The organism is Rhodoferax sp. LS1P39, from assembly GCF_056521425.1.
Genome location: NZ_JBWMAV010000002.1, coordinates 109,133 through 134,955, shown reverse-complemented (window position 1 = coordinate 134,955; position 25,823 = coordinate 109,133). Strand labels below are relative to the sequence as shown.

Annotated in this window: 28 protein-coding genes; 12 read left to right on the top strand and 16 right to left on the bottom strand. The window is 64.5% G+C overall.

All coding sequences use genetic code 11. The annotated features are described in order from the left end of the window. Positions 1-59: 59 nt before the first annotated feature. Positions 60-2,048, top strand: a complete 1,989-nt coding sequence (acs, locus tag AC097O_RS04015; RefSeq protein ID WP_479591595.1) for an acetate--CoA ligase — start codon at positions 60-62, stop codon at positions 2,046-2,048. Positions 2,049-2,121: 73 nt separating this feature from the next. Here the strand turns inward: acs and AC097O_RS04010 are convergent, their stop codons facing one another. Genes AC097O_RS04010 through AC097O_RS04000 form a run of 3 tightly spaced genes read right to left on the bottom strand, consistent with a single transcriptional unit; the run spans position 2,122 to position 3,499 of the window. Then, positions 2,122-2,616, bottom strand: coding sequence for a hypothetical protein (locus AC097O_RS04010; protein ID WP_479591594.1), 495 nt, complete (start codon positions 2,614-2,616; stop codon positions 2,122-2,124). Positions 2,617-2,621: 5 nt separating this feature from the next. After that, entirely contained in the window at positions 2,622-3,188 is a 567-nt protein-coding gene (locus tag AC097O_RS04005) for a histidine phosphatase family protein (RefSeq protein ID WP_479591593.1), read from the bottom strand. 5 nt (positions 3,189-3,193) lie between these two features. Next, positions 3,194-3,499 (bottom strand): c-type cytochrome, encoded by a 306-nt coding sequence (locus tag AC097O_RS04000; RefSeq protein WP_479591592.1) that lies wholly within the window; start codon positions 3,497-3,499, stop codon positions 3,194-3,196. 90 nt (positions 3,500-3,589) lie between these two features. On the opposite strand from AC097O_RS04000, the gene AC097O_RS03995 reads away from it, so the two are divergent. Then, positions 3,590-3,832 carry a TIGR04438 family Trp-rich protein gene (locus AC097O_RS03995; protein ID WP_479591591.1) on the top strand — a complete coding sequence of 81 codons (243 nt, stop codon included), beginning with the start codon at positions 3,590-3,592 and terminating at the stop codon, positions 3,830-3,832. 64 nt (positions 3,833-3,896) lie between these two features. Here AC097O_RS03995 and ilvD read toward each other — a convergent pair whose 3' ends face one another. Then, complete coding sequence (gene ilvD, locus AC097O_RS03990) at positions 3,897-5,591, bottom strand: dihydroxy-acid dehydratase (RefSeq protein WP_479591590.1); 1,695 nt, start codon at positions 5,589-5,591, stop codon at positions 3,897-3,899. A gap of 108 nt (positions 5,592-5,699) precedes the next feature. On the opposite strand from ilvD, the gene AC097O_RS03985 reads away from it, so the two are divergent. Beyond that, complete coding sequence (locus AC097O_RS03985; protein ID WP_479591589.1) at positions 5,700-6,611, top strand: LysR substrate-binding domain-containing protein; 912 nt, start codon at positions 5,700-5,702, stop codon at positions 6,609-6,611. A gap of 55 nt (positions 6,612-6,666) precedes the next feature. Here AC097O_RS03985 and AC097O_RS03980 read toward each other — a convergent pair whose 3' ends face one another. Further along, on the bottom strand, positions 6,667-7,482 hold the full coding sequence (locus AC097O_RS03980) for a DUF3750 domain-containing protein (RefSeq protein WP_479591588.1): 816 nt from the start codon (positions 7,480-7,482) through the stop codon (positions 6,667-6,669). 292 nt (positions 7,483-7,774) lie between these two features. On the opposite strand from AC097O_RS03980, the gene AC097O_RS03975 reads away from it, so the two are divergent. The 5 genes from AC097O_RS03975 (at position 7,775) to AC097O_RS03955 (ending at position 10,776) form a co-directional block, all read left to right on the top strand. Continuing rightward, positions 7,775-8,008: a hypothetical protein gene (locus tag AC097O_RS03975; RefSeq protein WP_479591587.1), complete on the top strand. Its 234-nt coding sequence runs from the start codon at positions 7,775-7,777 to the stop codon at positions 8,006-8,008. A gap of 25 nt (positions 8,009-8,033) precedes the next feature. Continuing rightward, positions 8,034-8,276 (top strand): hypothetical protein, encoded by a 243-nt coding sequence (locus tag AC097O_RS03970; RefSeq protein ID WP_479591586.1) that lies wholly within the window; start codon positions 8,034-8,036, stop codon positions 8,274-8,276. Between the two features lie 94 nt (positions 8,277-8,370). Next, the gene (locus AC097O_RS03965) at positions 8,371-9,021 is read left to right on the top strand and encodes a dihydrofolate reductase family protein (RefSeq protein WP_479591585.1); all 651 of its coding nucleotides are present in this window, start codon (positions 8,371-8,373) and stop codon (positions 9,019-9,021) included. 199 nt (positions 9,022-9,220) lie between these two features. Further along, positions 9,221-9,553, top strand: a complete 333-nt coding sequence (locus tag AC097O_RS03960; protein ID WP_479591584.1) for a helix-turn-helix domain-containing protein — start codon at positions 9,221-9,223, stop codon at positions 9,551-9,553. After that, positions 9,550-10,776: a type II toxin-antitoxin system HipA family toxin gene (locus AC097O_RS03955; protein WP_479591583.1), complete on the top strand. Its 1,227-nt coding sequence runs from the start codon at positions 9,550-9,552 to the stop codon at positions 10,774-10,776. The genes AC097O_RS03960 and AC097O_RS03955 overlap by 4 nt, the downstream gene beginning before the upstream one ends. 67 nt (positions 10,777-10,843) lie before the next feature. On the opposite strand, the gene AC097O_RS03950 is transcribed toward AC097O_RS03955, so the two are convergent. Then, entirely contained in the window at positions 10,844-11,752 is a 909-nt protein-coding gene (locus AC097O_RS03950; RefSeq protein ID WP_479591582.1) for a LysR family transcriptional regulator, read from the bottom strand. A gap of 115 nt (positions 11,753-11,867) precedes the next feature. Here AC097O_RS03950 and AC097O_RS03945 point away from each other — a divergent pair, with 115 nt between their 5' ends. Continuing rightward, positions 11,868-12,641 (top strand): SDR family oxidoreductase, encoded by a 774-nt coding sequence (locus AC097O_RS03945; RefSeq protein ID WP_479591581.1) that lies wholly within the window; start codon positions 11,868-11,870, stop codon positions 12,639-12,641. A gap of 86 nt (positions 12,642-12,727) precedes the next feature. Here the strand turns inward: AC097O_RS03945 and AC097O_RS03940 are convergent, their stop codons facing one another. Both AC097O_RS03940 and AC097O_RS03935 read right to left on the bottom strand, forming a co-directional pair. Next, complete coding sequence (locus AC097O_RS03940; RefSeq protein ID WP_479591580.1) at positions 12,728-13,126, bottom strand: hypothetical protein; 399 nt, start codon at positions 13,124-13,126, stop codon at positions 12,728-12,730. Beyond that, positions 13,123-15,492: an AAA family ATPase gene (locus AC097O_RS03935; RefSeq protein ID WP_479591579.1), complete on the bottom strand. Its 2,370-nt coding sequence runs from the start codon at positions 15,490-15,492 to the stop codon at positions 13,123-13,125. The genes AC097O_RS03940 and AC097O_RS03935 overlap by 4 nt, the downstream gene beginning before the upstream one ends. 45 nt (positions 15,493-15,537) lie before the next feature. On the opposite strand from AC097O_RS03935, the gene lgt reads away from it, so the two are divergent. After that, the gene (gene lgt, locus AC097O_RS03930) at positions 15,538-16,344 is read left to right on the top strand and encodes a prolipoprotein diacylglyceryl transferase (RefSeq protein ID WP_479591578.1); all 807 of its coding nucleotides are present in this window, start codon (positions 15,538-15,540) and stop codon (positions 16,342-16,344) included. Positions 16,345-16,391: 47 nt separating this feature from the next. Here lgt and AC097O_RS03925 read toward each other — a convergent pair whose 3' ends face one another. From AC097O_RS03925 to AC097O_RS03890, 8 genes are read right to left on the bottom strand one after another with little or no spacing between them, the layout of a single operon-like run. Beyond that, on the bottom strand, positions 16,392-17,297 hold the full coding sequence (locus AC097O_RS03925) for an ACP S-malonyltransferase (protein ID WP_479591577.1): 906 nt from the start codon (positions 17,295-17,297) through the stop codon (positions 16,392-16,394). Then, the gene (mdcB, locus tag AC097O_RS03920; protein WP_479589374.1) at positions 17,294-18,145 is read right to left on the bottom strand and encodes a triphosphoribosyl-dephospho-CoA synthase MdcB; all 852 of its coding nucleotides are present in this window, start codon (positions 18,143-18,145) and stop codon (positions 17,294-17,296) included. The genes AC097O_RS03925 and mdcB overlap by 4 nt, the downstream gene beginning before the upstream one ends. After that, the gene (mdcG, locus tag AC097O_RS03915; RefSeq protein ID WP_479591576.1) at positions 18,133-18,792 is read right to left on the bottom strand and encodes a malonate decarboxylase holo-[acyl-carrier-protein] synthase; all 660 of its coding nucleotides are present in this window, start codon (positions 18,790-18,792) and stop codon (positions 18,133-18,135) included. The genes mdcB and mdcG overlap by 13 nt, the downstream gene beginning before the upstream one ends. After that, positions 18,773-19,495, bottom strand: coding sequence for a biotin-independent malonate decarboxylase subunit gamma (mdcE, locus tag AC097O_RS03910; RefSeq protein ID WP_479591575.1), 723 nt, complete (start codon positions 19,493-19,495; stop codon positions 18,773-18,775). Before mdcE ends, mdcG begins: the two co-directional genes overlap by 20 nt. Next, positions 19,492-20,364 carry a biotin-independent malonate decarboxylase subunit beta gene (locus AC097O_RS03905; RefSeq protein ID WP_479591574.1) on the bottom strand — a complete coding sequence of 291 codons (873 nt, stop codon included), beginning with the start codon at positions 20,362-20,364 and terminating at the stop codon, positions 19,492-19,494. The genes mdcE and AC097O_RS03905 overlap by 4 nt, the downstream gene beginning before the upstream one ends. Next, positions 20,361-20,675, bottom strand: a complete 315-nt coding sequence (gene mdcC / locus AC097O_RS03900; protein ID WP_479591573.1) for a malonate decarboxylase acyl carrier protein — start codon at positions 20,673-20,675, stop codon at positions 20,361-20,363. The genes AC097O_RS03905 and mdcC overlap by 4 nt, the downstream gene beginning before the upstream one ends. A 7-nt stretch (positions 20,676-20,682) precedes the next feature. Then, positions 20,683-22,353, bottom strand: coding sequence for a malonate decarboxylase subunit alpha (gene mdcA / locus AC097O_RS03895; protein ID WP_479591572.1), 1,671 nt, complete (start codon positions 22,351-22,353; stop codon positions 20,683-20,685). 4 nt (positions 22,354-22,357) lie between these two features. After that, positions 22,358-23,353, bottom strand: a complete 996-nt coding sequence (locus AC097O_RS03890) for a Bug family tripartite tricarboxylate transporter substrate binding protein (protein ID WP_479591571.1) — start codon at positions 23,351-23,353, stop codon at positions 22,358-22,360. Between the two features lie 140 nt (positions 23,354-23,493). On the opposite strand from AC097O_RS03890, the gene AC097O_RS03885 reads away from it, so the two are divergent. Together AC097O_RS03885 and AC097O_RS03880 are read left to right on the top strand one after the other, a co-directional pair. Further along, positions 23,494-24,141 carry a GntR family transcriptional regulator gene (locus AC097O_RS03885; protein WP_479591570.1) on the top strand — a complete coding sequence of 216 codons (648 nt, stop codon included), beginning with the start codon at positions 23,494-23,496 and terminating at the stop codon, positions 24,139-24,141. A 17-nt stretch (positions 24,142-24,158) separates the two neighbouring features. Beyond that, positions 24,159-25,691 (top strand): malonate--CoA ligase, encoded by a 1,533-nt coding sequence (locus AC097O_RS03880; RefSeq protein WP_479591569.1) that lies wholly within the window; start codon positions 24,159-24,161, stop codon positions 25,689-25,691. Positions 25,692-25,823 lie beyond the last annotated feature (132 nt).

Genomic DNA, 25,823 nt, shown 5'->3' with positions numbered 1-25,823 from the left:
AGCCAAGCCCGACATTAACGCCAGCCACAATTAATTCCATCCATCGAGGAGACAAACCCATGAGTTCTGCCATTGAGTCCGTGTTGATTGAAAACCGCGTGTTTCCCCCCAGCGAGGCGATGCAAAAATCGGCCCGTATCAGTGGCATGGATGGCTACAACGCCCTGTGTGCCGAGGCGGCAAGCGACTTCGAAGGCTTCTGGGCCCGTCTGGCCCGCGAAAACGTGCTGTGGAACAAGCCCTTTACCCAGACCCTGGACGAGTCCAACGCACCGTTCTACCAGTGGTTTGCCGACGGCGAGCTCAACGCCTCGGCCAACTGCCTCGACAAGCACATGGGCACGCCCACCGAGAACAAGACGGCGGTGATCTTCGAAGCCGACGACGGCACGGTCAAAAAAACCAGCTACAGAGAGCTGCTCACCCAGGTCAGCCAGTTTGCCAACGCGCTCAAGGCCGCAGGCATCCAGAAGGGCGACCGCGTGCTGGTCTACATGCCCATGACGTTGGAAGGCGTGATCGCCATGCAGGCCTGCGCCCGTATCGGTGCCACCCACAGCGTGGTGTTTGGCGGCTTCTCGTCCAAGGCGTTGAACGAACGCATCATCGATGCCGGTGCCGTGGCCGTCATCACCGCCAACTTCCAGATGCGCGGCGGCAAAGAGCTGCCCCTGAAAGCCATCGTCGACGAAGGCATCGCCCTGGGCGGCTGCGAGTCGATCAAGAACGTATTCGTGTACGAGCGCACCGCCACCGCCTGCGCCATGGTGGCCGGGCGCGACCAGACCTTTGCCCAGGCCGTGGCCGGCCAGAGCAGCGACTGCCCGCCCGTGGCCGTGGGTGCCGAGCATCCGCTGTTCATCCTCTATACCTCCGGCTCCACCGGCAAACCCAAGGGCGTGCAGCACAGCACCGGCGGCTACCTGCTGTGGGCCAAGCTGACGATGGACTGGACTTTTGATTTGAAGCCCGACGATGTGTTCTGGTGCACCGCCGATATCGGCTGGATCACCGGCCACACCTATGTGGCCTACGGCCCGCTGGCGGCAGGTGCCACGCAAATCATTTTTGAAGGCATCCCCACCTACCCGAACGCAGGGCGCTTCTGGCAGATGATCGAGCGCCACAAGTGCACGATTTTCTACACCGCACCCACCGCCATCCGCTCGCTCATCAAGGCCGCCGAGGCGGATGAAAAAGTCCACCCCGACCGCTCCAACCTGGACAGCCTGCGCATCCTGGGCTCGGTGGGCGAGCCCATCAACCCCGAAGCCTGGATGTGGTACTACAAGAACGTGGGCCACGAGCGCTGCCCCATAGTCGACACCTTCTGGCAGACCGAAACCGGTGGCCACATGATGTCGCCCATGCCCGGCGCCACGCCCCTGGTGCCCGGTAGCTGCACGTTGCCGCTGCCCGGCATCATGGCCGCCATCGTCGACGAAGTCGGCAACGACCTGCCCAACGGCACCGGCGGCCTGCTGGTGGTCAAGCGCCCCTGGCCCAGCATGATCCGCACCATCTGGAACGACCCGGACCGCTTCAAGAAGAGCTACTTCCCCGAAGAAATGGGCGGCACTATCTACCTGGCCGGTGACGGCGCGGTGCGCAGTGCCGACCGCGGCTACTTCCGCATCACCGGCCGTATCGACGACGTGCTGAACGTGTCGGGCCACCGCATGGGCACCATGGAAATCGAATCCGCCCTGGTCTCGCACACCGCCCTGGTGGCCGAAGCCGCCGTGGTGGGCCGCCCGGACGACCTGACCGGCGAGGCCATCTGCGCCTTTGTGGTCTTGAAGCGCGGCTGCCCTACCGGCGACGAAGCCAAGCAAATCGCCAACGAGCTGCGCGCCTGGGTGGCCAAGGAAATCGGCCCCATCGCCAAGCCCAAGGACATCCGCTTCGGCGAGAACCTGCCCAAGACCCGCAGCGGCAAGATCATGCGCCGCCTGCTGCGCAACCTGGCCAAGGGCGAGGCGGTGACGCAAGACACCTCCACGCTGGAGAACCCGGCCATCCTGGGCCAGTTGGGCCAGGCCTACTGATTTTTATCAGTCTTTCGGGCTGCTCACGCTTATCGAATAAGCGTGAGTAGCTACTGAAATAATAGCAATCTGTTCAGCGGCTGCCATCCAGCGAAACCACTTGCCGCCAGGGCAGCTGGGGATGGGCCTCGTAATCGGCCACCACCCAGGTGCGGGTGGCGTGGTCGGCCATGGCTTGCAAATGCCCGTTGACCACCCGGATCGAAGCCCCGTCCAGCGCCGCAAAGGGCTGGTCCAGGCAGGTTACCAACGCCCCGCAGGCCAGCAAGCCTGCCAGCGCCGTTTTGCGTCGGCTGCCTGCTGACAACATGTAAAGCTTTTTTTCCTGGTGGGGCTGTAGCAGCAAAGCCTCTACCAACTGCTGGTGCAGCCCGGCATCCCATTGCGGGCTGCGCTGTTGCAGCGCCGCCCAAATCTCTTGCGGCGTCTGGTCGTCCTGGCCGGGCAAAGCCAAATCCAGCCACAGCGCACCGTTTGCTCCAAGATGGCGCAGGTAATGGGTTTTGCCGGAGCCTTCATCGCCCGTCACGGCTATGAGGCCCGGGGGAAGGCTGGGGAGTTCGGTCATGGTGTTCAGGGCTGCACGCGCCCCACCACCTGCAAGCTTGGCCCCACCCTGCGCAGCACCACGCCTTCGCCCGAGCTGGGCACGATGCGGGTGAGGGCGGTGATGTTGACCTGGTGGGTAAACACCACCAGCGCGCCGGGCCCTTGCCATGCCAGCAGTTGCGCCTGGGCGGCAGCAGTTTGCGGGGCGGCGCCGGCCGTGTCGTCGAAGAACGAGTTGAACACCGGTTGGTCCTGCGCCCGACCGGGAAACGCCAGCATGGCCGTGTCGCGGGCCCGGCACCATTCGGAATTCAGCACGCTGCCCACGGCAATCTGGCGCTTTTGAAACTGCTGGCCGATCTGGCGCGCCTGCGCCTGGCCAGTGGCATCCAGGTTACGCTGGGTGCTGCAATCGCCCAGCCTGAAGCCCGGTGGGTCGCCCACGCCAGGTGCATTGGCGTGGCGAAACAGCACGATGCTGCCGTCGCGCAGCGCCTGCCAGGCGGTGGCTTCCGCGTCTTGCGCAGTAACCCCCGTGGTCAGGAGCAGCCCTAACCAGCCGAAGAAAAGTGGGAGTGCGCGGCGTTGCATAGTGTTTATTTCAGCGAAAGCACCCAGGCCGCCAGCTTCTGGGCGTCGGCCTCGTTCACCTGGGCGTTGGCGGGCATGGCCATCGGCCCCCACACGCCCGAGCCGCCCTGGCGGATTTTCAGGGCCAGTTGCGCACTGGCATCCTTGCTGCTGCGGTATTTGGTGGCAATGTCTTTGAACGCCGGGCCCACCACCTTCTTGTCCATGGTGTGGCAGCCCATGCAGTTCTTGGCCTTGGCGAGTTCCGGGCTGGCCAGGGCCGAAGTGGTGCATGCGGCGACCAAGGCCAAAGTAAACAAAGCGCGTCTCATCGATTCCTTGTAGGGTGCAGTACAGTCTGAATTTTATCGGGCGGTGGTTTCCCAGCAGGGTTGCGGGGCATCCGTCCAGAGGAGGCCAACATGCTGTTTTTAGGAATCGGGCTGCTGCTCTTGGTGCTGAAGTACCTGGCCATTGCCCCCGTGGCGGGCTGGAGCTGGACCCTGGTGATGTCACCCTTCATGGTGGCCGTGCTGTGGTGGTGGTGGGCCGACACCAGCGGCTACACCAAGCGCAAAGTGATGCAGCGCGAGGAAGCACGCAAGCGGGCCCGTATCGACAAAAACAAGGAAGCCCTGGGCACCAAGCGCAAGACACCGCGCTGAGCGCAAACACCTACAAAAAAAGCCCAGGGCATCGCTGCCCTGGGCTTTTTTTCTTAGCGACCGATCAATACGCGTCGAGCACCGCGCCCTTGCTGGCGGTGGAGGCGTTGAACGCAAACTTGGCCTGCACACCGCGGGTGTAGCGGGGCGCGGGGGCCTTCCAGGCGGCGCGGCGCTGGGCGATCACTTCGTCGCTCACGTTGAGTTGCAACAGCAGCTGGTGCGCGTCGATGGTGATGGAGTCGCCCTCTTCGATGAAGGCGATGGTGCCACCCACGGCGGCCTCGGGGGCCACGTGGCCCACCACCATGCCCCAGGTGCCGCCGGAGAAGCGACCGTCGGTGATCAGGCCGACCGACTCGCCCAGGCCCTGGCCGACCAGCGCGCCGGTGGGGGCCAGCATTTCGGGCATGCCGGGGCCGCCCTTGGGGCCCAGGTAGCGCAGCACCATCACGTCGCCCGCCACGATCTTGTTGTCCAGAATGGCTTTCAGGGCCGATTGCTCGTCGTCAAACACGCGGGCCGGGCCGGTCATCACGGGCTTTTTCAGGCCGGTGATCTTGGCCACTGCGCCTTCGGGCGACAGGTTGCCCTTGAGGATGGCCAGGTGGCCTTGGGCGTACATGGGGTTGGTGATGGGGCGGATCACGTCCTGGTCGGCACGCGGCACGTCGGGGATGTCGGCCAGCACCTCGGCCACGGTCTGGCCGGTGATGGTGATGCAGTCGCCGTGCAGCAGGCCCGCGGCCAGCAGCGTCTTCATCACCTGGGGAATGCCGCCTGCGCGGTGCAGGTCCACGGCCAGGTACTGGCCGCTGGGCTTCAGGTCGCACAGCACCGGGGTTTTGACGCGCACGCGCTCGAAGTCGTCAATCGTCCATTCCACTTCGGCCGCGTGGGCGATGGCCAAAAAGTGCAGCACGGCGTTGGTCGAGCCGCCGGTGGCCATGATCACGGCCACGGCGTTTTCGATGGACTTGCGGGTCACGATGTCGCGGGGTTTCAGGTCCTTTTTGATGGCTTCGACCAGCACGCGGGCCGACTCTTGCGCCGAGTTCAGCTTCTCGTCGTGCGGGTTCGCCATCGTTGACGAGTAGATCAGGCTGATGCCCAAAGCCTCGAACGCGCTGGACATGGTGTTGGCCGTGTACATGCCGCCGCAGGAGCCCGTGCCGGGGATGGCGCGGCGCTCGATTTGCAGCAGGTCTTCGTCGCTCATGCGGCCAGCGGCGTTTTCGCCCACGGCCTCGAACACGCTGACGATGTTCAGGTCTTTGCCCTTGTAGTGGCCCGGCAGGATGGTGCCACCGTACACATAGATGGCGGGCACGTTGGCGCGCAGCATGCCCATCAGGCCGCCGGGCATGTTCTTGTCGCAGCCACCCACCACCAGCACGCCGTCCATCCACTGGCCTTGCACGCAGGTCTCGATGCAGTCGCTGATGACTTCGCGGCTGACCAGGCTGTACTTCATGCCTTCGGTGCCCATGGCCATGCCGTCGGAAATGGTGGGCGTGCCGAACACCTGGGCGTTGGCACCCGCCGCTTCAATCGCTGCGATGGCCGCGTCGGTGAGCTTTTGCAGGCCGCTGTTGCAGGGCGTGATGGTGCTATGGCCATTGGCCACGCCGACCATGGGCTTCTTGAAATCCGCCTCTTCGTAGCCCATGGCGTAGTACATCGAGCGGTTGGGCGCGCGCGACTTGCCTTCGGTGATGTTCTTGGAGCGGGGGTTCAAAACGATGGGTTTGGTTTCCATGGGGGTCTCTTTGTGTCGTGGGGAGGTGTTTTTTGGCAGCGCTGAGTATGCTACGGGCGAAAACTCGGGTCCAATCTATTTTTAAGTGCTTATTAATATGTGCTGCATATGAATGACATAGAACTTCGCCTGTGGAACCAGTTTGCCGTGTTGGCCGACGAGCTGCACTTTGGCCGCGCCGCCCAGCGCCTGCACATGACCCAGCCGCCGCTGACGCAGGCTATTGCACTATTGGAAAAGCGCCTGGCCGTGCGCCTGTTTGACCGCACCAAGCGCAGCGTGCAGCTCACCGCCACTGGGCGGGCGCTACTGCCCGAGGTGCTGGACCTGCTGGCCCGCGCCCAGGCCCTGCCCGAACACGCCCGGGCCGCAGAGGCGGGCGAGCTGGGCCGCCTGCGCTTGGCCTTTGTGTCCACCGTGGGCTTTGCATTGCTGCCGCAGTGGGTGCGCGGCTTTCGCGCCTTGTACCCGCAGGTGCAGATGGAACTGGTGGAGGCCACGGGCGATGTGCAGTTGCAGGCCTTTGCCCAGGGCACGCTGGACGCGGGCTTCATGCTGCACGCCCCGGGTTTCGCCCCGGTGGGGCTGGAGCGCCACACCGTGCACCAGGAGCCGCTGGTGCTGGCCGTGCCCGAACAGCACGCGCTGGCGGCACTCCCCCGGCTCACGCTGGCCGCCGTGCTGGACGCGCCGCTGGTGATCTTTCCGCGCCGCATCGTGCCTTCGCTGTACGACGCAATTTTTGCCGCCTACCACGCCGCCGGGCACCTGCCCACCGTGGTGCAAGAGGCCATCCAGATGCAGACCATCGTCAACCTGGTGTCCGCCGGGCTGGGCTGCGCCTGGGTGCCGCACAGCGTGACGCAGTTCCAGCGGCCGGGGGTGGTGTACCGCAGTGTGGAGCCGGGCAAAAAGGGCAAAGTGGGGGTGGCGCTGCCGGGGTGCGAAACCAGCCTGGTCTGGTCTGCCGCCCACACCAGCCCGGCCCTGGAGCGCTTTATTGCCTTTGTGGCGCAATAGCTCTGCTTTTAATAGCTGCTTGCGCTGATGGAATAAGCGCTAGGCCCTGATTTGTCTATTGTGAAATGGATGGCACTTTGCCAAAGCCCGGTAGCCGCAGCTGCAGGTCGTTCACATCGATGCCGAAGCCCAGCCCCAGCAGGTTCAGCTCCAGGCCTTCTTCCCGCGCCACCGTCACCCCCGCCAGGCCGAGCAGCGACACTTGCCAACCCGTGCCGCTGGGAGCGTGGCCCACAAAGGTGTTGGGGCCCAGATAGTCCTTGCCGATAGCGGTGGGCGGCAGGTCCAGGTGCAGCGCAGGCACGCGGCGCGCGACCCAGGCGACGAAGGTGTTGCTGTTCGGGCCGGGCCAGAGCCGGTACTCATGCCCCCAGGGGTAGGCCGCCACCGCAGCCTCGATGGCGTCGATCATGGTGTCTGCATCCGCACCGCGGTGGTCCGCCAGCAGCTGCGGATAGGCCCCGTACCAGCGGGCATCGGGATGGCTGCTGCTGCCGGTGACCAGTGCCTCCTCGCCGTTCTGGGCGCGCCAACCCACCACCTGGTAGGTGGTGTAGTGGTTCGCGCCCGCGCGCTTGACTGCGATCCACGGGTGGGTGGCAAACGCGCCGCGCCAGCGCACGGTGCGCGCGCCATAGACCTGCACCACCGCACGCTGCTCCACAGCAGGGTCGGGTGCCTGGCCGCTGCTGTCATTGCGGGCCTGGTTCCACGGGGTCTGCATATCCAGCGTGCCCGACGCCAGCACGCCCATGGGGCCTAGGAGTAATAGAAATACTAGGCCTAACAGGCGCAGGGGCCAGCGCAGCCAGCGGCGGCGGGTGCGGGTGGGGTGGGGGGAAGAAGTGTTGGTGGGTGAACCGGAGGGCATGACGGGAGTATGCCTTTGCGGAGATTCCCCGAAGGTATTGCGGGGATGTTTGTCTCTGTGCTCCTCGGCGCAGATCGAGGGGCCGGTGTGCTTTTGCTGGGCAGTATTCGGGTATCGTTGCGCCTAGTATTTTTCTGGAGTCGTTATGGTTCTTGCTAATGCAGTGTCCACTGGGAGAGCCCAAATTTGGATGTGATTCAGCAGGTATTCTGGGGCAGCAAGTGGGATGTTACGGAGACGCTTCGCTGTCTCTGCAAATTGAATTAAAAATCACTGAACTTAGGGCGTTGATATGGAAACAAAAATTACGTTGAACGATGGTGAAACAATAAAAAAAATAAATCACCGTAGCAAAGGCCCCCTCGAGGAAACCGAAATTTACTCTTATCAAATTGTCAATGCGGTTGGATCGGTAGTGGGCTCAGTTGAATATACCGATCACACCTCTATCAATGGGCTAAAAAGGTCTCAGCATGTAGTGCAAAAGGACAACTCTGGAAATGTCATTGTTGACACGCGTTGGTAAATATTGTTATGCATAAGAGTTAATCATGGCTAAAAAGCGTGTTACGTATGCAGCTAAATATTTTGCAAAGGTCGCAGCTTTAAATAAGCTAATAGACGAAGGGGGCAACGAAGCAAAGGATGCAATGGCCGCCAAAGTGCACTTAGCCAATTCATCTGTTGTCAAGAAAAAAACGGCACAAAAAAATAAGAACAAGGTAAAAAAATCTGACTTGTTAGATTCTCGGGTAATGGTGTCCGGAAGCTTTGAGTCAGGAAAACGTCGGTGATGGAGGGATTTCTAACATTTCAATTTGCCGCTTGTGATAAGTGGTATCAAACGCCACAACCTATATTTTGTAGTCACCTCACACCGAGAGATCCATGTCCAAACTCCGCGTAGAAAGTTTCACCATCGCCCTAGACGGCTTCGGCGCAGGCCCGGACCAGGACCTGAACAACCCCCTCGGCGTGGGCGGCACATCGCTGCATGGCTGGGCCATGTCCACGCGCACCTTCCAGAAACACGTGTTCGGTGGCGAGGGCGGAGCGACGGAGGGCCTGGACGAGGAGTTTGCCGCGCGGGGCTTTCAGAACTTCGGGGCCTGGATTCTGGGCCGCAACATGTTCGGGCCGGTGCGCGGGCCGTGGCCGGATGAGAGCTGGCGCGGTTGGTGGGGCGATAACCCGGTCTACCACGTGCCGGTGTTCGTGCTGACCCACCACGCCCGCGCACCGCTGGTCATGGAAGGCGGCACCACCTTCCACTTCGTGACCGAAGGCATAGCGGTGGCGCTGGAGCGGGCCCGCGCTGCCGCCGGGGGCAAGGATGTGCGTGTGGGTGGCGGCGTGAACACCATCCAGCAGTACCTGCTCCAGCGCCTGATTGACGAAATGCACGTCGCCATTTCCCCAGTGCTGCTCGGCTCTGGCGAGCGGCTCTTTGAAGGCGTGGACCTTCGCGCCCTGGGCTATGCCTGCACCCGGTGCGAGAGTTCGGCGCTGGCAACGCACATGGTGTTGACCCGGCAGTGAGTACACCCAATTTGCTATACAAAAAGTAGCTGCTAGCGCCTATTCCATGGGCGGTAGAGGCCTAAAAAGCCTTCAATGCGCGCGGTAGCCCGCAGCCACAGCCACCTGCCGGACATCCTGGGTTTTGCATCTGCACTTTGTGCTTGAATAGTTCCATTTTAGTGCGCATAATCGTGTGCATTAAACTGGATAAATTGAGATGAAGCACACAATGCTGGACTTTAACCTGGCATCCCCTGCCGAGATATGCGCAGCACTTGGCGAACGGCTGAAGGCGGCTCGGCACGCCAAAGGCCTGCAGCAAGCAGAACTCGCATTGCGTGCGGGCATCTCGCGTAATACCTTGCTGGCGCTGGAATCTCACGGCCAGGGCTCGATGGCGACACTGGTGCGGGTGGCTTCGGCGCTGGGTATCGTGGACCAGTTGCAGTCGCTTTTTGTAATGCAGATCCAGAGCATTGCGCAGCTACAAGCCCGGGTGGCACCCCCGTCGCAGCGTATCCGCAAGCCTGGCAACAAGGCCAAACCATGAAGCGCGTTGACGTGTACTACGAAGGTTGGGGCGAGCGTTGGCTGCTTGGAACCCTGGCGCACGGACGCGGGGAACTCCTGTTTGAGTACAGCCCGCAGGCTTTGGCGCAAAAACTGGAGCTTTCCCCCATCAAGCTGCCTCTGCAGGTGGCGGCTTTTTCCAGGTTTCCCCAGGCGCAGTGGGGCTTGCCTGGCCTAGTTGCAGACAGTCTTCCCGACGGGTGGGGGATGCTGTTGATGGACCGCTACTTCCGCAAGAACGGTGTCGAGGTCTCCACAGTGTCGGCGCTCGACCGCTTGGCGTTCCTGGGGCATCGCACGATGGGGGCTCTGACGTTTGAGCCGGCACAGCCACTGGCCGCCCTCACGGGCGCGGTAGACCTGCTGGCGCTTGCGCAACAGGCCCAGCAGGTCATGGCGGGCAAAGACAGCGCGCTGCTGGCCCAGCTGGTCTTGATGGGTGGCTCGCCGCACGGTGCGCGGCCCAAGGTGCTGGTGGACTACTGTGTGGCCACGGGCGAGATGGGGACGCAAGGTGTCGCCAACGGGCAGCCTTGGCTGGTCAAGTTCCCGTCGCCAGGAGAGCACAAGGAAGTCTGCGCCATTGAAAACTGCTATGCCGCCCTGGCGCGAGACTGCGGATTGGATATGCCTGCGACGCAGTACTTTGATATCGCGCCCAAGCTCGGGGGGTTCGGCATCGCGCGCTTTGACGTGGACCACGGCATGCGGGTGCCGGTCCACACCTTGGCGGGTGCGATGAATGCAGACTTCCGCCTGCCAGGGGTGCTGGACTACCTGAGCTTCTTGCGCGTCACCCGCAACCTCACGCGGGATGCGCGCGAAGTGGAAAAGGCTTTCGCGCGCGCCGTGTTCAATGTGGTGTTCAACAACCGTGATGACCATCCCAAGAACTTTTCTTTCAGGCTCGACAGGGAGCGCCACTGGAAGCTGTCGCCTGCGTACGACCTGACCTATTCTCCGGGCCCGGGCGGGTACCACCAGATGGACGTGATGGGCGAAGCGCAGGCTATTACCCGCAAGAACATGCTGGAACTGGCCAGCAGGGCGGACATCCCCACGGCGAAGGCCTTGGCGCATCTGGACCGGCACTTGGCAGTGGCTGGCGACTTTGCCAAAACACTCCAGGCCGCGAAGGTGCGGCCAGCCACCATCAAACACCTGGGTGCGCAGGTGGCGGCTAACGTCCAGCGGTTGAAATAACTGGCCCGGTCGCTATACAAAATGCAGCTGCTCACGCCCATTCCATAAGCGCAGGCACCGGTTTTCTTCAAGATCCCACCGCGTAATGCGGTGCCAGCAGCGCCTGCAGCCAGTGGGCAAATACCTGCACGCGTGGCGACAGGTGGCGGCGGTGCGGGTAGAGCAGGTGCACCGGCATGGCGGGGGCGCAGGCCTGGGGCAGCACTTGTAACAATTCGCCGCTGTCCAGGTGCTGGCGCACGTCGTAAGCGGGGATTTGCACCAGCCCCAGCCCGGCCAGGGCGCAGGCGATGTAAGTTTCTGCGTTGTTCACCGTGACCTGGTTGTGCAGGTCTAGCTGGCGCAGCGTGTCGCCCTCCATCCATTCCCAGGGGGCCACGCGGCCGGTGGTGGGCAGGGCGTAATTCACCACCTGGTGGCTGGCCAGGTCGGCAGGGCGGGTGGGGGTGCCGTGGCGCGCCAGGTAGGCGGGGCTGGCGCAATTGACCATGGCAAAGGCCCCCAGCGGGCGGGCCACCAGGCTGCTGCTGGGCAGGGGGCCTACGCGCAGGGCGCAGTCCAGGTTTTCTTGCACCAGGTCCACGCTGCGGTCGCTGGCGCCCAGCTCCAGCGCGATGGCGGGGTACTGCGCAAAAAACGTGGGCAGGGCCGGGGCGATCAGGCAGCGGGCCACGCGGCTGGGCACGTCCACCCGCAGCCGCCCGGCCACGGTGGCGCGCACCGGGTGGTACTGCTGCTCCAGCTCTTCCAGGTCGCTGACCAGGCCGCGGGCGCGCTCCAGCAGGGCTTCGCCGTCGGGGGTCAAGGACACGCGCCGGGTGGTACGGTGCAGCAGGCGCACGCCCAGGCGGGCTTCCAGCTGCTGCACGGCCAGCGACACATTGGCCCGCGGCAGGCCGAGCTGCTGGGCGCTGAGGGTGAAGTTGCCGGTTTCGGCCACGCGCACAAAGATGGCGAGCTGTTCGATGCGGTCCATAAGGTCCCGGGTGATTGGGCGGATTTGTTGGCTAGTCTAGCCAGTAAATGGCGATATATCGCGCAATCCCGCGCTAATAGACTGGCTGCTTCTTCCACCCACCTTGAGGATTTCCATGACAGCACCCACACTCGCAGGCCGCGTGGCCGTGATCGCCGGCGGCGGCAAAAACCTGGGCGCGCTGATCGCCCACCAGCTGGTAGACGGCGGTGCCAAAGGCATCATGGTCCACTACAACAGCGATGCCGCCAAAGCCGAAGCCGATGCCACTGTGGCCGCGCTCAAGGCCAAGGGGGCCGATGCCATCAGCTTCCAGGGCGACCTGTCGGTGGTGGACAACTGCGTGCAGTTGTTTGATGCCACCGTGGCCCATTTCGGGCGCGCCGACATCGCCATCAACACCGCGGGCGTGGTCATCAAAAAGCCCATCCTGGAACTCACCGAGGCCGACTACGAAAAGAGCTTTGCCGCCAACTCCAAGGCCGCGTTCTTCTTTATCCAGCAGGCCGGGCGCACCCTGAACGAGCGCGGCAGCATCGTGACCATCGTCAGCTCGCTGCTGGCCGCCTACACCCCTTACTACGGCATTTACCCCAGCAGCAAGGCCCCGGTGGAGCACTTCACCCGCGCCGCGTCCAAGGAGTTTGGCGAGCGCGGCATTTCGGTCAACGCCGTCGGCCCCGGCCCGATGAACACGCCGTTTTTCTACGGCCAGGAAAACGCCGATTCGGTGGCCTACAACAAGGCGGGCGCGGCGCTGGGCAAGTACTCGAAAACAGGCCTCACCGATATCGAAGACATCGCCCCGCTGGTGAAGTTCTTGGTGACCGAAGGCTGGTGGATCACCGGGCAGACGATTTTTGCCAACGGCGGCTACACCACGCGTTGAGCGTTTGAAGGTGTTTTGGGCTGCCTGTGCTTATTCTATAAGCGCAAGCAGCTATCAATTGCATAGTAAAACTGCGGTGCAGCCTATCAACCCACCGAGTTGCCCGAGCCTGCAATCTGCACCGTCTTGTTGTGGTCGCCGGTGACCGTGGCGGTTTGCTGGACTCCTAAAGCAGTGGCCTGCTGGCGGCCCTCTTCCAGCCACTGCTGCAAAAAGTCGGCCAGCGCGGGCTCGGCTTCCACGGCTTTTTTCAGTTGCACGCGCAGTGCCGCCTGGCTGTCGGCATCGGCTGGCTGCTGGGCCACGTCGTCCAGCGCGTCTTGGGCGCGGGTGCCGCTGAGCCGGGATTTCAGGCGCTCCACCAACAGGCCCGCCGTGCCTTTGGCGGCTTCTTCGGCTCCTTTTTCAAAGGCTTTGCCGACCAGGGGGGCGAGCAGGGCCACGGTGGCGCTGGCCAGGGAGGCGAGGGTGGCGGGGTCGATCATGGGGTGTCCTGGGTTGGTATATAGGGAAGCAGGGGGGCGATCAAGGCGGCATCGGGTTCTATGCTGTTGGCTTGGCATAAGACAGCGTAGTCTTGCTGCATTGTTTGCATGAGCTGTTCATGGACTTGAGGCCGATGGAGGTATACATGGCTAATAGTTTCCAAGGCTTCCCGCGCCGGGCCAAGTGCAGCAGCATTGCCTAGACCATGTAGGCGGCACTTCGCCAGCACGGCGAGTGCCTTGGCAAGGGGTTGCATAAACACACTTGGCCGCTGGTCTGCGAGGCGACGGTAAATGTCCACCGCTTTTTGCGCTGAATCCATGGACGGCTCTTGCTGGCCCAGGCCCCGTTGCTTGTTGGCCAGATTGTTCAGCGTAGCGGCTAGAAATTGCAGGTGAATATCGGGTTGCTGCGCTGCCAATCGTCGGTATATCTCTACTACCTCGGTAGCGGTGTCCAGGCCGAGCTGCAACTGAAAGTCGTCGCTGTAAGCGTTGGCCAAGTTGCTGAGTGACATTGCCAGGTCGGGGGTGAATGTGTCGGGATACTGCTCCGCAAGGGCGCGGAACAGTTGAGCCGATTCCAGTGTGGCTTGCAAGGCTGGCTCCACTTGGCCCAGTGCGCTGTATACGATGCCAAGGGTGTTGAGCGACGCAGCCAACGCGGGCTCTAACGCTGCAGGCTGCCCAACCCGCAGAGCGCGGCATATGTCTACCGCATCGCGGGCCGACTGCACTGCGAGCGCATGTTTTTCCAGGGCAATTTGCGTCAGCGCTAGGTTGTGCAGCGCTTGGGCCAAGTCCAGGCTGTAAATCTGCGCGGGTGGCGCGATGTGTTCTCGCAGATAGTTCACTACCTCCTGTGCTGTTTGCAGTGCTGCCTCATACAGCCCCATCTGGCCTTGCGCTGCAATCAATTGGGTTGCGACGCGTGCGGCGGGTGCCGGACTATCCGCCTCTTGGTTGGAATACAGCGCAGAAATTTGCTGGGCCACACGCAGGTTGATGGCACCCAGCGCCAAGCTGTCTAGGGGGAGGCTGGACGCCAGGGCCTCCAGCGCGGGGACGTGGTGCTGGGCATGGTCAACGATGGCATCGAGCCAATCGCTTATGCCCGCCACCCCCGCAAAGTCCTGCACGCAGCGGATCACCGTTTCCGCCACCCGGTGGCCCAGGGCGGCGTAGCAGCGCAGCACGGCTTCCCTACCTTCGTCGCCCGGCAGTAGCCGCACCAGCAGCGCCTCGCCCACCATGTCGGGAATCACCGGGGCGATGCCCTGGGGGCCGGGCAGGGCTTGTTGCAGCAGCTTGAACAGGGCGGCGGGTGCGTCAGGCTGGGTCCAGCCGGTGGCTTGCTGCTCGGTGGCCGCCAGGGGCAGGAAGGTGGCGCGGGTCAGGCCTTGGGCCAGGGTGGCGCAGGCGGCTAGGTGCAGCACCAGGTCGGGGGGCAGGCCGTGGGCCTGGGCTAGTTTGGCGAGGCGGTCGATTTCGCCCTGGGCGACGAGGTCGGCCAGATCGGTGCGGCCCAGCGTCAGCGCGCTGTGGCCCTGGCTGGCCATGGCCATGGCGGCCAGCATCAAAAACAGCGGGTCGCCGCCCCAGCTGGGCTGCATCAGTTGCTGCTGAAAGGCCGGGTCGTCCAGCGGCAGGGCCATGGGCGCATCCGGGTTGGCCAGGGCCAGCATGTCTTGCAGCAAGACCAGTCGGTGGGCGGGCGTGGCGAGTGGGCGGATGGGCACGGGCACCGCCGGGTCCAGCAGGGCCTGTTTGGCCAGGGCTTGCCAGCCGCCGCCAAACACGCTGGCCCACCAGCCGGTGGCCGGGTCGGCACTGCGCTCCAGCAACAGGATGCGCAGCGGGTGAACGGTTGGCGCGGTGCGGTCGGCCAGCTCGTCCAGCCAGCGGCCCAGGGCCTGGGCTTTGGCGGCGGCATCGTCCACCACCACCAGGGTGGGCTTTTGCCAACCCCAGGCGCTGAGGTTCTGGCCTGCAAAAAAACGCTCGGCTTCGGTGCTTGTCACAAAGCCTGCGTCCCAGCCCGCGGCCTGCATCTGGTCGCACAGCGCCAGCGCCAGCCGGGTCTTGCCGCTGCCGCCACCCCCCACCACCAAGCGCACGCTGATGGGTTGGGGGCTGGAGAGAAAGGCGCGCAGGCTGGCCAGTTCGTCGTCGCGGCCCAGCAGCTGGGTGGAACGGGCATAAGGTGACAGGGCGCTCAGCGGATGGCTACTGTGGCGCTGGGCCTCAAACCGCGTGAGCGTGAGAAACGCGCGGCCCAGCACCACCGTGTTGTGGTCGCCTGCGATCTGCACCACGGTGTTGTGGTCGCCAGTAATGTTGGCAGTGTGGTTTGCAGTGTGTGCCATGGGGTTATCCATTATGTGACCCGGCCAGCGGGCACAATACCGCCCATGCTGATCCACCCCCAAATCGACCCCATCGCCCTGCAAATCGGCCCTCTGGCCATCCACTGGTACGGCCTGACCTATCTGGCCGCGTTTGCGCTGTTCATGTTTCTGGGCATGCGCCGCCTGCGGCACCCGCCGTTTGCACGCTTGACCGGCAGCCAGGCCTGGGCCGCCAAGGATGTGGAAGACATCTTGTTCCTGGGCGTGATGGGTGTGGTGCTGGGCGGGCGCATTGGCTACTGCCTGTTCTACAAGCCCGGCTACTACCTCAGCCACCCGCTGGAGGTGTTCTATGTGTGGCAAGGCGGCATGTCGTTCCACGGCGGGCTGCTGGGCGTGATTGCATCCATGTTCTGGTTTGCCTATTCGCGCAAAAAGCCGTTCTGGCAGGTGGCCGACTTTGTGGCCCCTTGCGTGCCCACCGGGCTGGCGGCGGGCCGCGTGGGTAACTTCATCAACGGCGAACTCTGGGGCCGCCTGAGTGCGCCTGACCTGCCCTGGGGCATGGTGTTCCGCGACGGCGGGCCGCTGCCGCGCCACCCGTCGCAGGTCTACCAGTTTCTGATGGAGGGCCTGCTGCTGTTTGTGCTGCTGTGGCTGTATGCGCGCAAAGAGCGTGCGCCGGGCCAGGTGGCGGCGGCGTTCCTGTTTGGCTACGGCGTATTCCGCTTCATTGCCGAGTTTTTCCGCGAGCCGGATGCGTTTTTGGGCCTGCTGTCGATGGGTATGAGCATGGGCCAGTGGCTGTGCGTGCCGATGATTCTGGGTGGAGCCGGGCTGTGGACCTGGTTGGGTTCTCGGCAGAAATAAGTGCTAAATCGGCTTCCAGCGCTTATTCAATAAGCGTGAAAAGCTACTTAATTCATAGCATTGCGGCGTACCCAGGCCACCACGGCCTCGGGGCTGCGGAAGTCTTCCAGCGAACGCACGGCAATGCCGGGGTGGTTTTGCGCCCACAGCTTGGCCAGGGCACGGCCACTACCCAGTTCCAGCACGCAGCGCACGCCGCGCTCTGCCACGGCCTCCATGCAGGCGGCCCATTCCACCGTGTGCGAGATTTGCTGGGCCAGGCTGTGGCGCAGCACGTCCACGCGCCGGGTGGCGCTGCCGTCGAAGTTGGTGGCCACCGGGCACAGCGGCGCGGCCAGGGGCAGGGTGTGCAGCAGGGCGGCCATGTCTACCGTAGCCGAGGCCATCCACGCCGAATGGGATGCCACGCGCACGTCCAGCAGGGTGCACTGCGCACCAGCGGCGGTGAGCAGCGGCTCGGCAGCTTCCAGATCGGCACGCAGGGCGGCAAAGATGTGGTGCGTGGGACCCAGGCGGATGGCGCAGGCCAGCGGTGGTGCGACTTGGTCGATGGCCAGGCCGGATACCGACAGTAAGCCTGTCACTGCGCCCGCACCGGCACGGTCCATCGCCGCCGCCCGCTGGGTTGCCAGCTGCAGGGCGGTGGCGGTGTCGAACACCCCGGCGCAGGCCCACGCGGCCAGCTCGCCCACGCTATAGCCTGCCACGGCGGCGGGTGGGGGCAGGTGAGGCTGTAGAACGGCCCAGGCGGCCAGGGCGGCACCTGTCACCAGCGGTTGGGCCACGGCGTTGGCGTGCAAGAAGTCAGGGTCGTGCAGGCGCGCGCGCCAGTCTGCGCCTATCGATTCCGCCATGGCGGCCAAGGCAGATTGTGCGGCGGGGTGGGTATCCAGCCAGGGCAGCATGTCGGGGTGCTGGCTGCCCTGGCCGGGCACGAGCAGGGCGTAGCTCATGCGGGGCAGGGCTGTGCCTGCGGGGTGAGGACGCAGACGCTGTGCACCCAGCAGGCGCAGGCCAGCAGGTCGGCCGAGCCGCCGGGCGACAGCCGCCGCGCTACAAACTGTGCGTGCAGGGCGCGGGCGTGGTCCAGCCAGTCAGGCCGCGCCGCGCCGCCTGCGGCCAGAAACTGGCGTGCGGCCTGCTGGCCAAAACGCAGGCCTTCCATGCCGCCGCGGTGCACCATGTTGGTATCGTCCAGGCAGGCCAGGGTGGCAAAAAACGCCTGGATGCGCGCCGCCCTGTCCCCCAGGCCTTGGTGGTAGGCGGCTTGCAGGGCGGGCAGGGTGACCCCGAACAGGGTGGGGAAAGCATTAGCGGCCTCGTCGCCCGCGCTGCGCAGCTGGTAACGCTGGGCGGCCCGTTGGCCGTGGGTGGTGGCGGGGCGCTGGCGGGCGCGCTCGGCGCGGCTGCGCAAGGCGGGCCCCCAGTGGGTGGCGAGGGCACTGCGCAGGTCGTTCGCTGTAGCTTCTTTGGACAGGCTCCCGGCGCTGGCGCACAACAGGCCCAGCGCAAAAATGGCCCCCCGGTGGGTGTTGATGCCGCCGGTGGCGTGCAGCATGCGGGCCTCGGCTTGCAGGCCCAAGGCTTCGAGATTGGCAAACGGCTGCTGGGCCGCACCGGCTTGGGCCATATGTGCGAAGTAGTGGCGCAGGGCGAACAGGCTGCGCACAAAGGTCTGCGCCGTCATGTCGTGGTGGCTGCCGTTGTCGCGCATGGATACGAGACCGGGCTTGGGCTCCAGCGCCAGCTCCAGGTACAGGGCGCGCACGGCAAGCGGGCCCAGGGTTTTTAGATGCTGCATACGGCTTCGGTCAGCGCCTGCAGCGTGGGCAGGTCGGCCAGTTGCAGGCTGTGGCGGGTTTTGACCAGCACGCTGCGGGTCTGGCCTTGCAGCAGGCGGGCCCATTCTCGCCAAGCCACGGCGTGGCCACCGGCAAATACCAGCTCGCCGTCGATGCGCATGGGTAAGCGTGCGGCTTCCAGCTGCGCCACCACGGCCTGGGCGGCTTCCATGTGGGGCACCGGCAGGTGCAGGTCTATGTCGGAGGCGGCGTGCACATAGTCCAGGCCCGTCAGGTGCTGCCAGCCGTAGGAGCCGTAGACGTGGGCACGTGTGCCCAGCAGCTCTGTTAAGGCCTGGGCTGCGGGCTGCCACGGGGTGCCGTGGGCTACCTGCTGCAGGCGGGGGAATTCGCCTTGGGTGCGGATGTCTTCAGGTGCCAGGTCCAGCGCCAGTTTGTTGCTTGCCCAACTACGGGGCGCGGCCAAACCCACCGATATGCGAAGGGTGGGCAGGCAGGCGGCTTGGCGGCACACCACCAGCGGCAGGCGGTGTTGTTGCCAGTGTGAGAGGGTGGTCTGTGCCGACGCGTCCCAGGGTCGCTCGGCCAGCGCCTCCCAGGCGTGGTCGTGCAGCCAGACCAGCTGGTTACGCTGCAGCGCCTGCATGGCGTACCTGCGCGCTGACCTGCGCGGAGAGTTTGCGGCCCCCACGGGCGGCACCGTCGGCGGCACGGCGGTCGTGCTGCGCGTCGGGTGTGCGGGCATCTTGCAGCGCCTGGCGCAGATGGGCTTGCAGGTCGCCAGTCCACAGGCTGCGCACGGCCCCCATGGCCACATAGTTGGCCACGCCGGGGGCAAACACCGGGTTGGACTCGGAGAGTTCGGTGAGCCGGGCCTCGTCGATCTTGGTGATGCGGGCCATGGCGGGCAGGCGCATGACGCGGATTTCCGCCTCGGGCAGGGCGTAGCAGGCATCGGCCATGAGCCCGGAGGTGATGAAACCGCCCGACAGCGCCTGGTCGTAAATCAGCCCGATCACCGCGTGGCCCTGGCGGCGCGCCAGCGCAATGCAGCAGCCCAGGTGCGCCATGTAGCGGTTGATGCCGAGCAGCTCGTCGCGGTGGCGCAGGCGCTGGCCCTGGGTGTCGATCAGCAGCAGGATGGGGCGGCCCGGGTGGTGGCGTACCACGTCGAGCACTTCGCGGGCCTGGGCCAGGGCCAGCTCCACGCCGATGGGGGCGTGCTCTGTTGTGCCGATGGCGCGCAGGGTGTGGCCGTCCAGCGTGGCGTCCCCGGCCAGAAAGTCGCCGTGGCGCTGCACCTGGTGCTGGCTGCCAAACAGGGCGGTGAGCAGGGTGTCGATGGTCATACGGCTTCTTTCCAGGCGCGGAGCTCAGCGGCTTCCATATCGGCTACTGTGTCGGGCTGGGGCACGCCCAGGCGCGCCCAGATGGGCAGGGCATCGGCACTGTGGCCGTCCAGCCGCAGGCGTTCGGACAGAAACTGGTGCTCTTCTTCCAGGCTGTCCAATGTCAGCGGGCGGGCGCTATTTAAACTGTCAATGGCGGCCTGGCGGAAGGCGGCCATGCTGTCGTCGGCCAAGGCATCGCAGTCGCCGGTGATGTAGCGGTGCTTGCCGCCGGTGGTGCGCCACACCAGGGCGCGGTCACGGGAGTCGAATTCTTCGGCCCCCTGCGAGGCTTCGATGACCTCGGGGCCGGACATGGCCAGCCGGGCTACGTCGCTCATCACGATGTGATCGGCACAGCGGGCTACCAGCCCCATGCCGCCAAAGCAGCCGTTGGCACCGCCAATCAGCACCACCACCGGGATGCCCGCAGCCCGCACGTCCAGCAGGGCGCGCATCACTTCCGACACGGCGATCAGCCCGGCGTTGGCCTCGTGCAAGCGCACGCCGCCGGATTCGGCCAGCAGCAGCACGGCGGCAGGGCGTATGTCTACCGCGCGCTGGAACAGGCCCACCAGCTTGGCCCCGTGCACCTCGCCCACGCCGCCGCCCATGAAGGCACCTTCTTGTGCAGCAATCAGTACCGGCTGGTCGGCCAACTTGCCACTGCCCACCACCACGCCATCGTCAAACGCGGCGGGCACGTCCAGCAAGGCCAGGTGCGGGCTGGTCACGCGCTGGGCCGGGCCCAGAATTTCGGCAAACGTGCCCGCGTCCAGCAGGCCCAGCACGCGCTTGCGGGCGGTGGATTCGGAAAAACTGGGGTTCATGTGCTGGCTCCTGGCAGTTCGGCCACGGCCTGGTCCAGACGCAGGCTGACCACCGCCGGGGTGGCCCCCATGTCGTTGACCGAGATGCGCACGTCGGCCAGCTGGTGGCGCTGGTGGAAGTCTTGGGCCACGGCCTGCCAGATGGTGCCAAAGCCGCGAGCCGAGGTGTCGATGTGCAGGGCGCACTGGCCGCTGCCGGGGGCAGCCTCGACCAGTACTTCCAGGTTGCCCGAGCCGACCACGCCGACCAGCACAGGTTGGAGGATGGCAGTGCGGTGCTGGCCCGCAAAGCTGTAGTGGAGTTGTTCCATGCTTGGTCTACCAGTTTCTGAAGCGTTCGGGTGGGTTGTACAGGCCGCCGGATGCGCGTACCAGATCGCGCATGCTGCGGGCGGCCAGCAGGTCGCGGGTGGCGTGGCGCTTGTCGATCCCTAAATCTTCGGGGCGCTGGATGATGCCGCGGTCGCGCAGGTTTTCCACCATGCGGCGGTCGCGGCCCAGGCCCACGGGGGTGTAGCCCGCCACGCCCCGGATGGCCTGGGCGCGTTCTTCGTCGGTACGGCACAGCAGCAGGTTGGCAATGCCTTCTTCGGTGAGGATGTGGGTCAAGTCATCGCCGTAAATCATCACCGGCGGAATCTCCATCTTCGCCTGCTCGGCCAGTTGCCAAGCATCCAGGGTTTCCACAAAGGCCGGTTGCATGTGTTCGCGGAAAGTCTCCACGATCTGTACCACCAGCTTTTGCCCGCGCGGCATGGCCGCCACCCCGCCGCGCCCGGACCGGGCCTGGGCCCCGGCTTTGAGCCAGGCCGGGGTGGCGTGGCGGCGGCCCCGGGCATCGGCCCCCATGTTGGGCGCGCCGCCAAACCCGGCAATGCGGCCCTGGGTGGCGGTGGAGCTGTGGCCGTTCAGGTCGATCTGCAGGGTGGAGCCGATGAACATGTCGCAGGCGTAGTGGCCCGCCGCCTGGCTGAAGGCGCGGTTGCTGCGCAGTGCGCCATCGGCCCCGGTAAAGAACACGTCGGGCCGGGCGGCCACGTAGTTTTCCATGCCCAGCTCGGAGCCGAAAGAATGGATGGACTGCACCCAGCCCGCCTCGATGGCCGGGATCAGCGCCGGGTGCGGGTTCAGCGCCCAGTGCTGGCAAATTTTGCCCTTCAGGCCCAGCGATTCGGCATAGGTGGGCAGCAGCAGCTCGATGGCGGCGGTGTCAAAACCGATGCCGTGGTTCAGCCGCTGCACGCCGTATTCGGCATAGATGCCCTTGATCGCCACCATGGCCATCAGCACCTGGATTTCGCTGATCTGCGCCGGGTCGCGGGTGAACAGCGGCTCGATTACATTGGGCGTGGGCGCCAGCACCACAAAGTCCACCCAGTCGCCGGGAATATCGACGCGCGGCACGCGGTCTACCAGCTCGTTTACCTGGGCAATCACGATGCCGCTCTTGAAGGCGGTGGCCTCGACGATGGCCGGGGTGTCTTCTGTGTTGGGGCCGGTGTACAGATTGCCCTGGGCATCGGCCGAGTGCGCGGCGACCAGGGCGATGCGTGGGGTCAGGTCCACAAAGTAGCGGCTGAACAGCTCCAGGTAGGTGTGGATGGCACCGATCTGGATTTGCCCTGCCGCCACCAGCCGCGCCAGCCGGGCGGCCTGCGGGCCGGAGAACGAGAAGTCGAGCTTGCTGGCAATGCCCAGTTCAAACAAGTCCAGGTGCTCGGGCAGGGCCAGCACCGACTGCACCATGTGCAGGTCGTGGATTTGCGCGGGATTGAGCTGGGTCAGGGTTTTGGCCAGAAAGTCGGCCTGCTTCTGGTTGTTGCCCTCCAGGCAGACGCGGTCGCCGCTGGCGATGGTGGCGCTGAGCAGGCGCACGGCATCCGCTGCCTGCACCACCTTGCCCGCCAGGTTGCCGCCCAGCGTTTGCCGGGCCTGTTGCAGGCGCTGGGCACGTTGGGTGGCCTGGGTGTTCCAGTTGCTTGTGGCCATCGGCTTAGTCCAACTTCGCGCCGGATGTCTTCACCACGCTGGACCAGCGCTTGATTTCCGAACTGATGAAAGCCTGGAACTTGTCGGGCGGCATGGTGCCGAACTCGGCTCCGTTGCCGGCCCAGATGGTTTTGATCTCTTCGGACGCGCCGACCTGGCGGATCTGTTCCAACATCTGTTTTTGCACTTCGGGTGGCGTGGCTTTGGGCGCCCACAGGCCGTACCAGGTGTGCATGGTGTAGTCGGGCAGGCCGAGCTCGGCGGCGCAGGGCACGTCGGGAAAAGCCGCATTGCGCTTGTTGCCCGCCACCATCAGCGCCTTGATGCGGCCGCCCTTGATATGCGATGCGCTGGAACCCAAGCCGTCAAACACCATGTCTACATCCCCGGCAATCAGGCCTTGCAGTGCCGGACCCGCACCCCGGTAAGGGATGTGGGTGATGAAGGTTTTGGTCTGGATCTTGAACAGCTCGCCCGCCAGGTGGTGGGCCGAACCCGAACCTGCCGAGCCAAAGTTGAGCTTACCGGGGTTTTTGCGCAGCTGCTCCATGAAGGCCTTGAAGTCGCCGGGGATTTTTTGCGGGTTCACTACCAGCACCTGCGGCACGTTGGCCAGCAAGGCGAGGGCGACGAAGTCTTTCTCCAGGTCGTAGTCCAGCTTGGGGTACATCGACGGGGCGATCACATGGTGCGTGCCTCCCATGAAGTAGGTGTAGCCGTCGGGCGTGGCCTTGGCGGCAATGCTGGCCCCCAGCGTGCCCCCGGCACCGCCCCGGTTGTCGATGATCAGCGGCTTGCCCGACAGCTTGGCAAACTGCGCCGACAGCGGGCGGGCAAAGGTGTCGGTGCCGCCCCCGGCGGGGAAGGGCACGATCAGTGTCACCGGTTTGGCGGGCCAGGCGGACTGGGCGTGGCCAGGCCAGGGCAACAGCCCGGCGGTGGCAGCGGTCAGGGCAGCCAGGGCGGTTCGGCGGGTGGGCTGGAGGGGGGATGAAGTCATGGGGTTGTCTCCTGGGGTGTACCGTGGGCAGGCTTTAATAAATATTTTGGTTTATTTAATGTATTTATTAAATCACTGTGCGTGTATTTAAAACAGTCCGTGCTTACCCTAGGCTGGGCGATCGGTGTAAAAATTCGCCCATGAAAATTTCTGAACAGCTGCGCGAAAAGATCGAAGAGCAAATCGCCACCGGTGAGCTTCCCCCTGGCAGCGCGCTGGACGAAGCCATGCTGGTAGAGCGTTACGGTGTCTCGCGCACACCCATCCGCGAGGCGCTGCTGCTGCTGTCGGCCGAGGGCTTGATCGACATCCGCCCCCGGCGCGGTGCGGTGGTGAAAAGCGCCAGCCCGATCCGCCTGGTCGAGATGTTCGAGGTGATGGGCGAGGTGGAGGCCATGTGTGGCCGCCTGGCCGCACGGCGCATGGACAAGGCCGAGCGGGAGGCGCTGGTGCAGGCCCATGCAGCCTGCGAGGAGGCCCGCGCGGCGGGCGACAGCGATGCCTACTTTTACGGCAACGAGAACTTCCACCGTGCCATCTACAACGGCAGCCACAACGGCTTTTTGCAGGAAGAGGCGATGTCGCTGCACCGGCGTCTGCGCCCTTACCGGCGGCTGCAATTGCGCGTGCGGGGCCGCCTGGATACCTCGTTTTCAGAGCATGCCGCTGTGGTGCAGGCGATTTTGGCGGGCGATGGCGATGCCGCTGCTGCCGCCCTGCGCGAGCATGTGGTGGTGCAGGGCGAGCGCTTTGCCGATCTGGTGGCTTCACTGGAAGCCTTGAAGTAATTTCCTCTCAACAAAACATGACGCAACACAATTTGTTTGCCGCTCTGCGCGCGGCTTTTCCCGATGATTTGGACGCAGTGGCGGTGGAGACCGACAACGGCCTGCGCTACTCCTGGCGCGACCTGGACCGCAGCACCGCCATGCTGGCCAATCTGCTGGCCTCGCTGGGTTTGCCCGCCGGGGCGCGCATCGCCGTGCAGGTGGACAAATCGGTAGAGGCCATGCTGCTGTACCTGGCCACGCTGCGCGCGGGCTATGTGTTTTTGCCGCTCAATACCGCCTACCAGGCCGAGGAAATTCGCTACTTCATTGGCAATGCCGAGCCCGCCGTGGTGGTGTGCAGCGCACCGAACTTTGGCTGGGTCAGCAAGATCGCCTTCATGGCGGGCACCCAATATGTGTTTACCTTGAACAGCGACCGCACCGGCTCTTTGCTGGACCGCGCCGCCCACCACAGCGACCAGCACACGGTGGCCCCCAAAAGCGCCGACGACCTGGCCGCCATTCTGTACACCAGCGGCACCACCGGGCGCAGCAAGGGCGCGATGCTCTCGCACGGCAACCTGCTGAGCAACGCCGCCACGCTGAAAGACTATTGGGGCTGGCAGCCCAGCGACGTGCTCATCCATGCCTTGCCCATCTTCCACGTGCACGGCCTGTTCGTGGCCATCCACGGTGCGTTGCTCAGCGGTTGCAAGATGCTGTGGTGTGCCAAGTTTGACGCGCGCCAGGTCGTGGAATGGCTGCCCCGTGCCACCGTGTTCATGGGTGTGCCCACGCTGTACGTGCGGCTGCTGCAGGAACCGGGGCTTACGCCCGAGGCTGCGCGCCAAATGCGCCTGTTCATCGCTGGGTCGGCCCCGCTGCTGATTGACACTTTCAAGGAGTGGCAAGTCCGCACCGGCCACACCATTCTGGAACGCTATGGCATGAGCGAAACCGCCATGCTCACCTCCAATCCCTACCGCGCAGAGGACGGTGCGCGCCTGGGCGGCACGGTGGGCTTTCCGCTGCCCGGCGTACAGCTGCGCGTGGTGGATGGTGCCAACCAGTCGCTGCCCACGGGCGAGATCGGCGGCATCCAGGTGCGCGGGCCGAATGTGTTCCAGGGCTACTGGCGCATGCCGGAAAAAACAGCCGAAGAGTTCACGCCTGATGGCTTCTTCCAAACCGGCGATGTGGGCCAGATCGACGCGCAGGGCTATGTGCACATCGTGGGCCGCAGCAAAGACCTGATCATCAGCGGCGGCTACAACGTCTACCCCGCCGAGATCGAAGCCGCCATCAACGAACTGCCTGGCGTGGCCGAGAGCGCCGTGGTGGGTGTGCCGCATGCCGACTTTGGCGAGGTGGGTGTGGCGCTGCTGATCGCACAGGCCGGGGCGGTGCTGGACCCGGTGCACATCTTGGTCACCTTGAAGGCCCGAATGGCCAACTTCAAAGTCCCCAAGCACTGCTTTGTGTTGCCTGAGTTGCCGCGCAACGCCATGGGCAAAGTGCAAAAAAATATCCTGCGCGCACAATACACAAAATGTGACGACTTGATTTAAGTTTCCGGTCTTTTGGACGATAACCAAATTACACGAAGTTACAGGTGCTGGTACTTTCCGCCGCCCAACGTGCTGTTTTGTTATTTTTGTGGCCCCAAAGTAAAAGCTTTTAGTGTGAACTATTTCACGTTT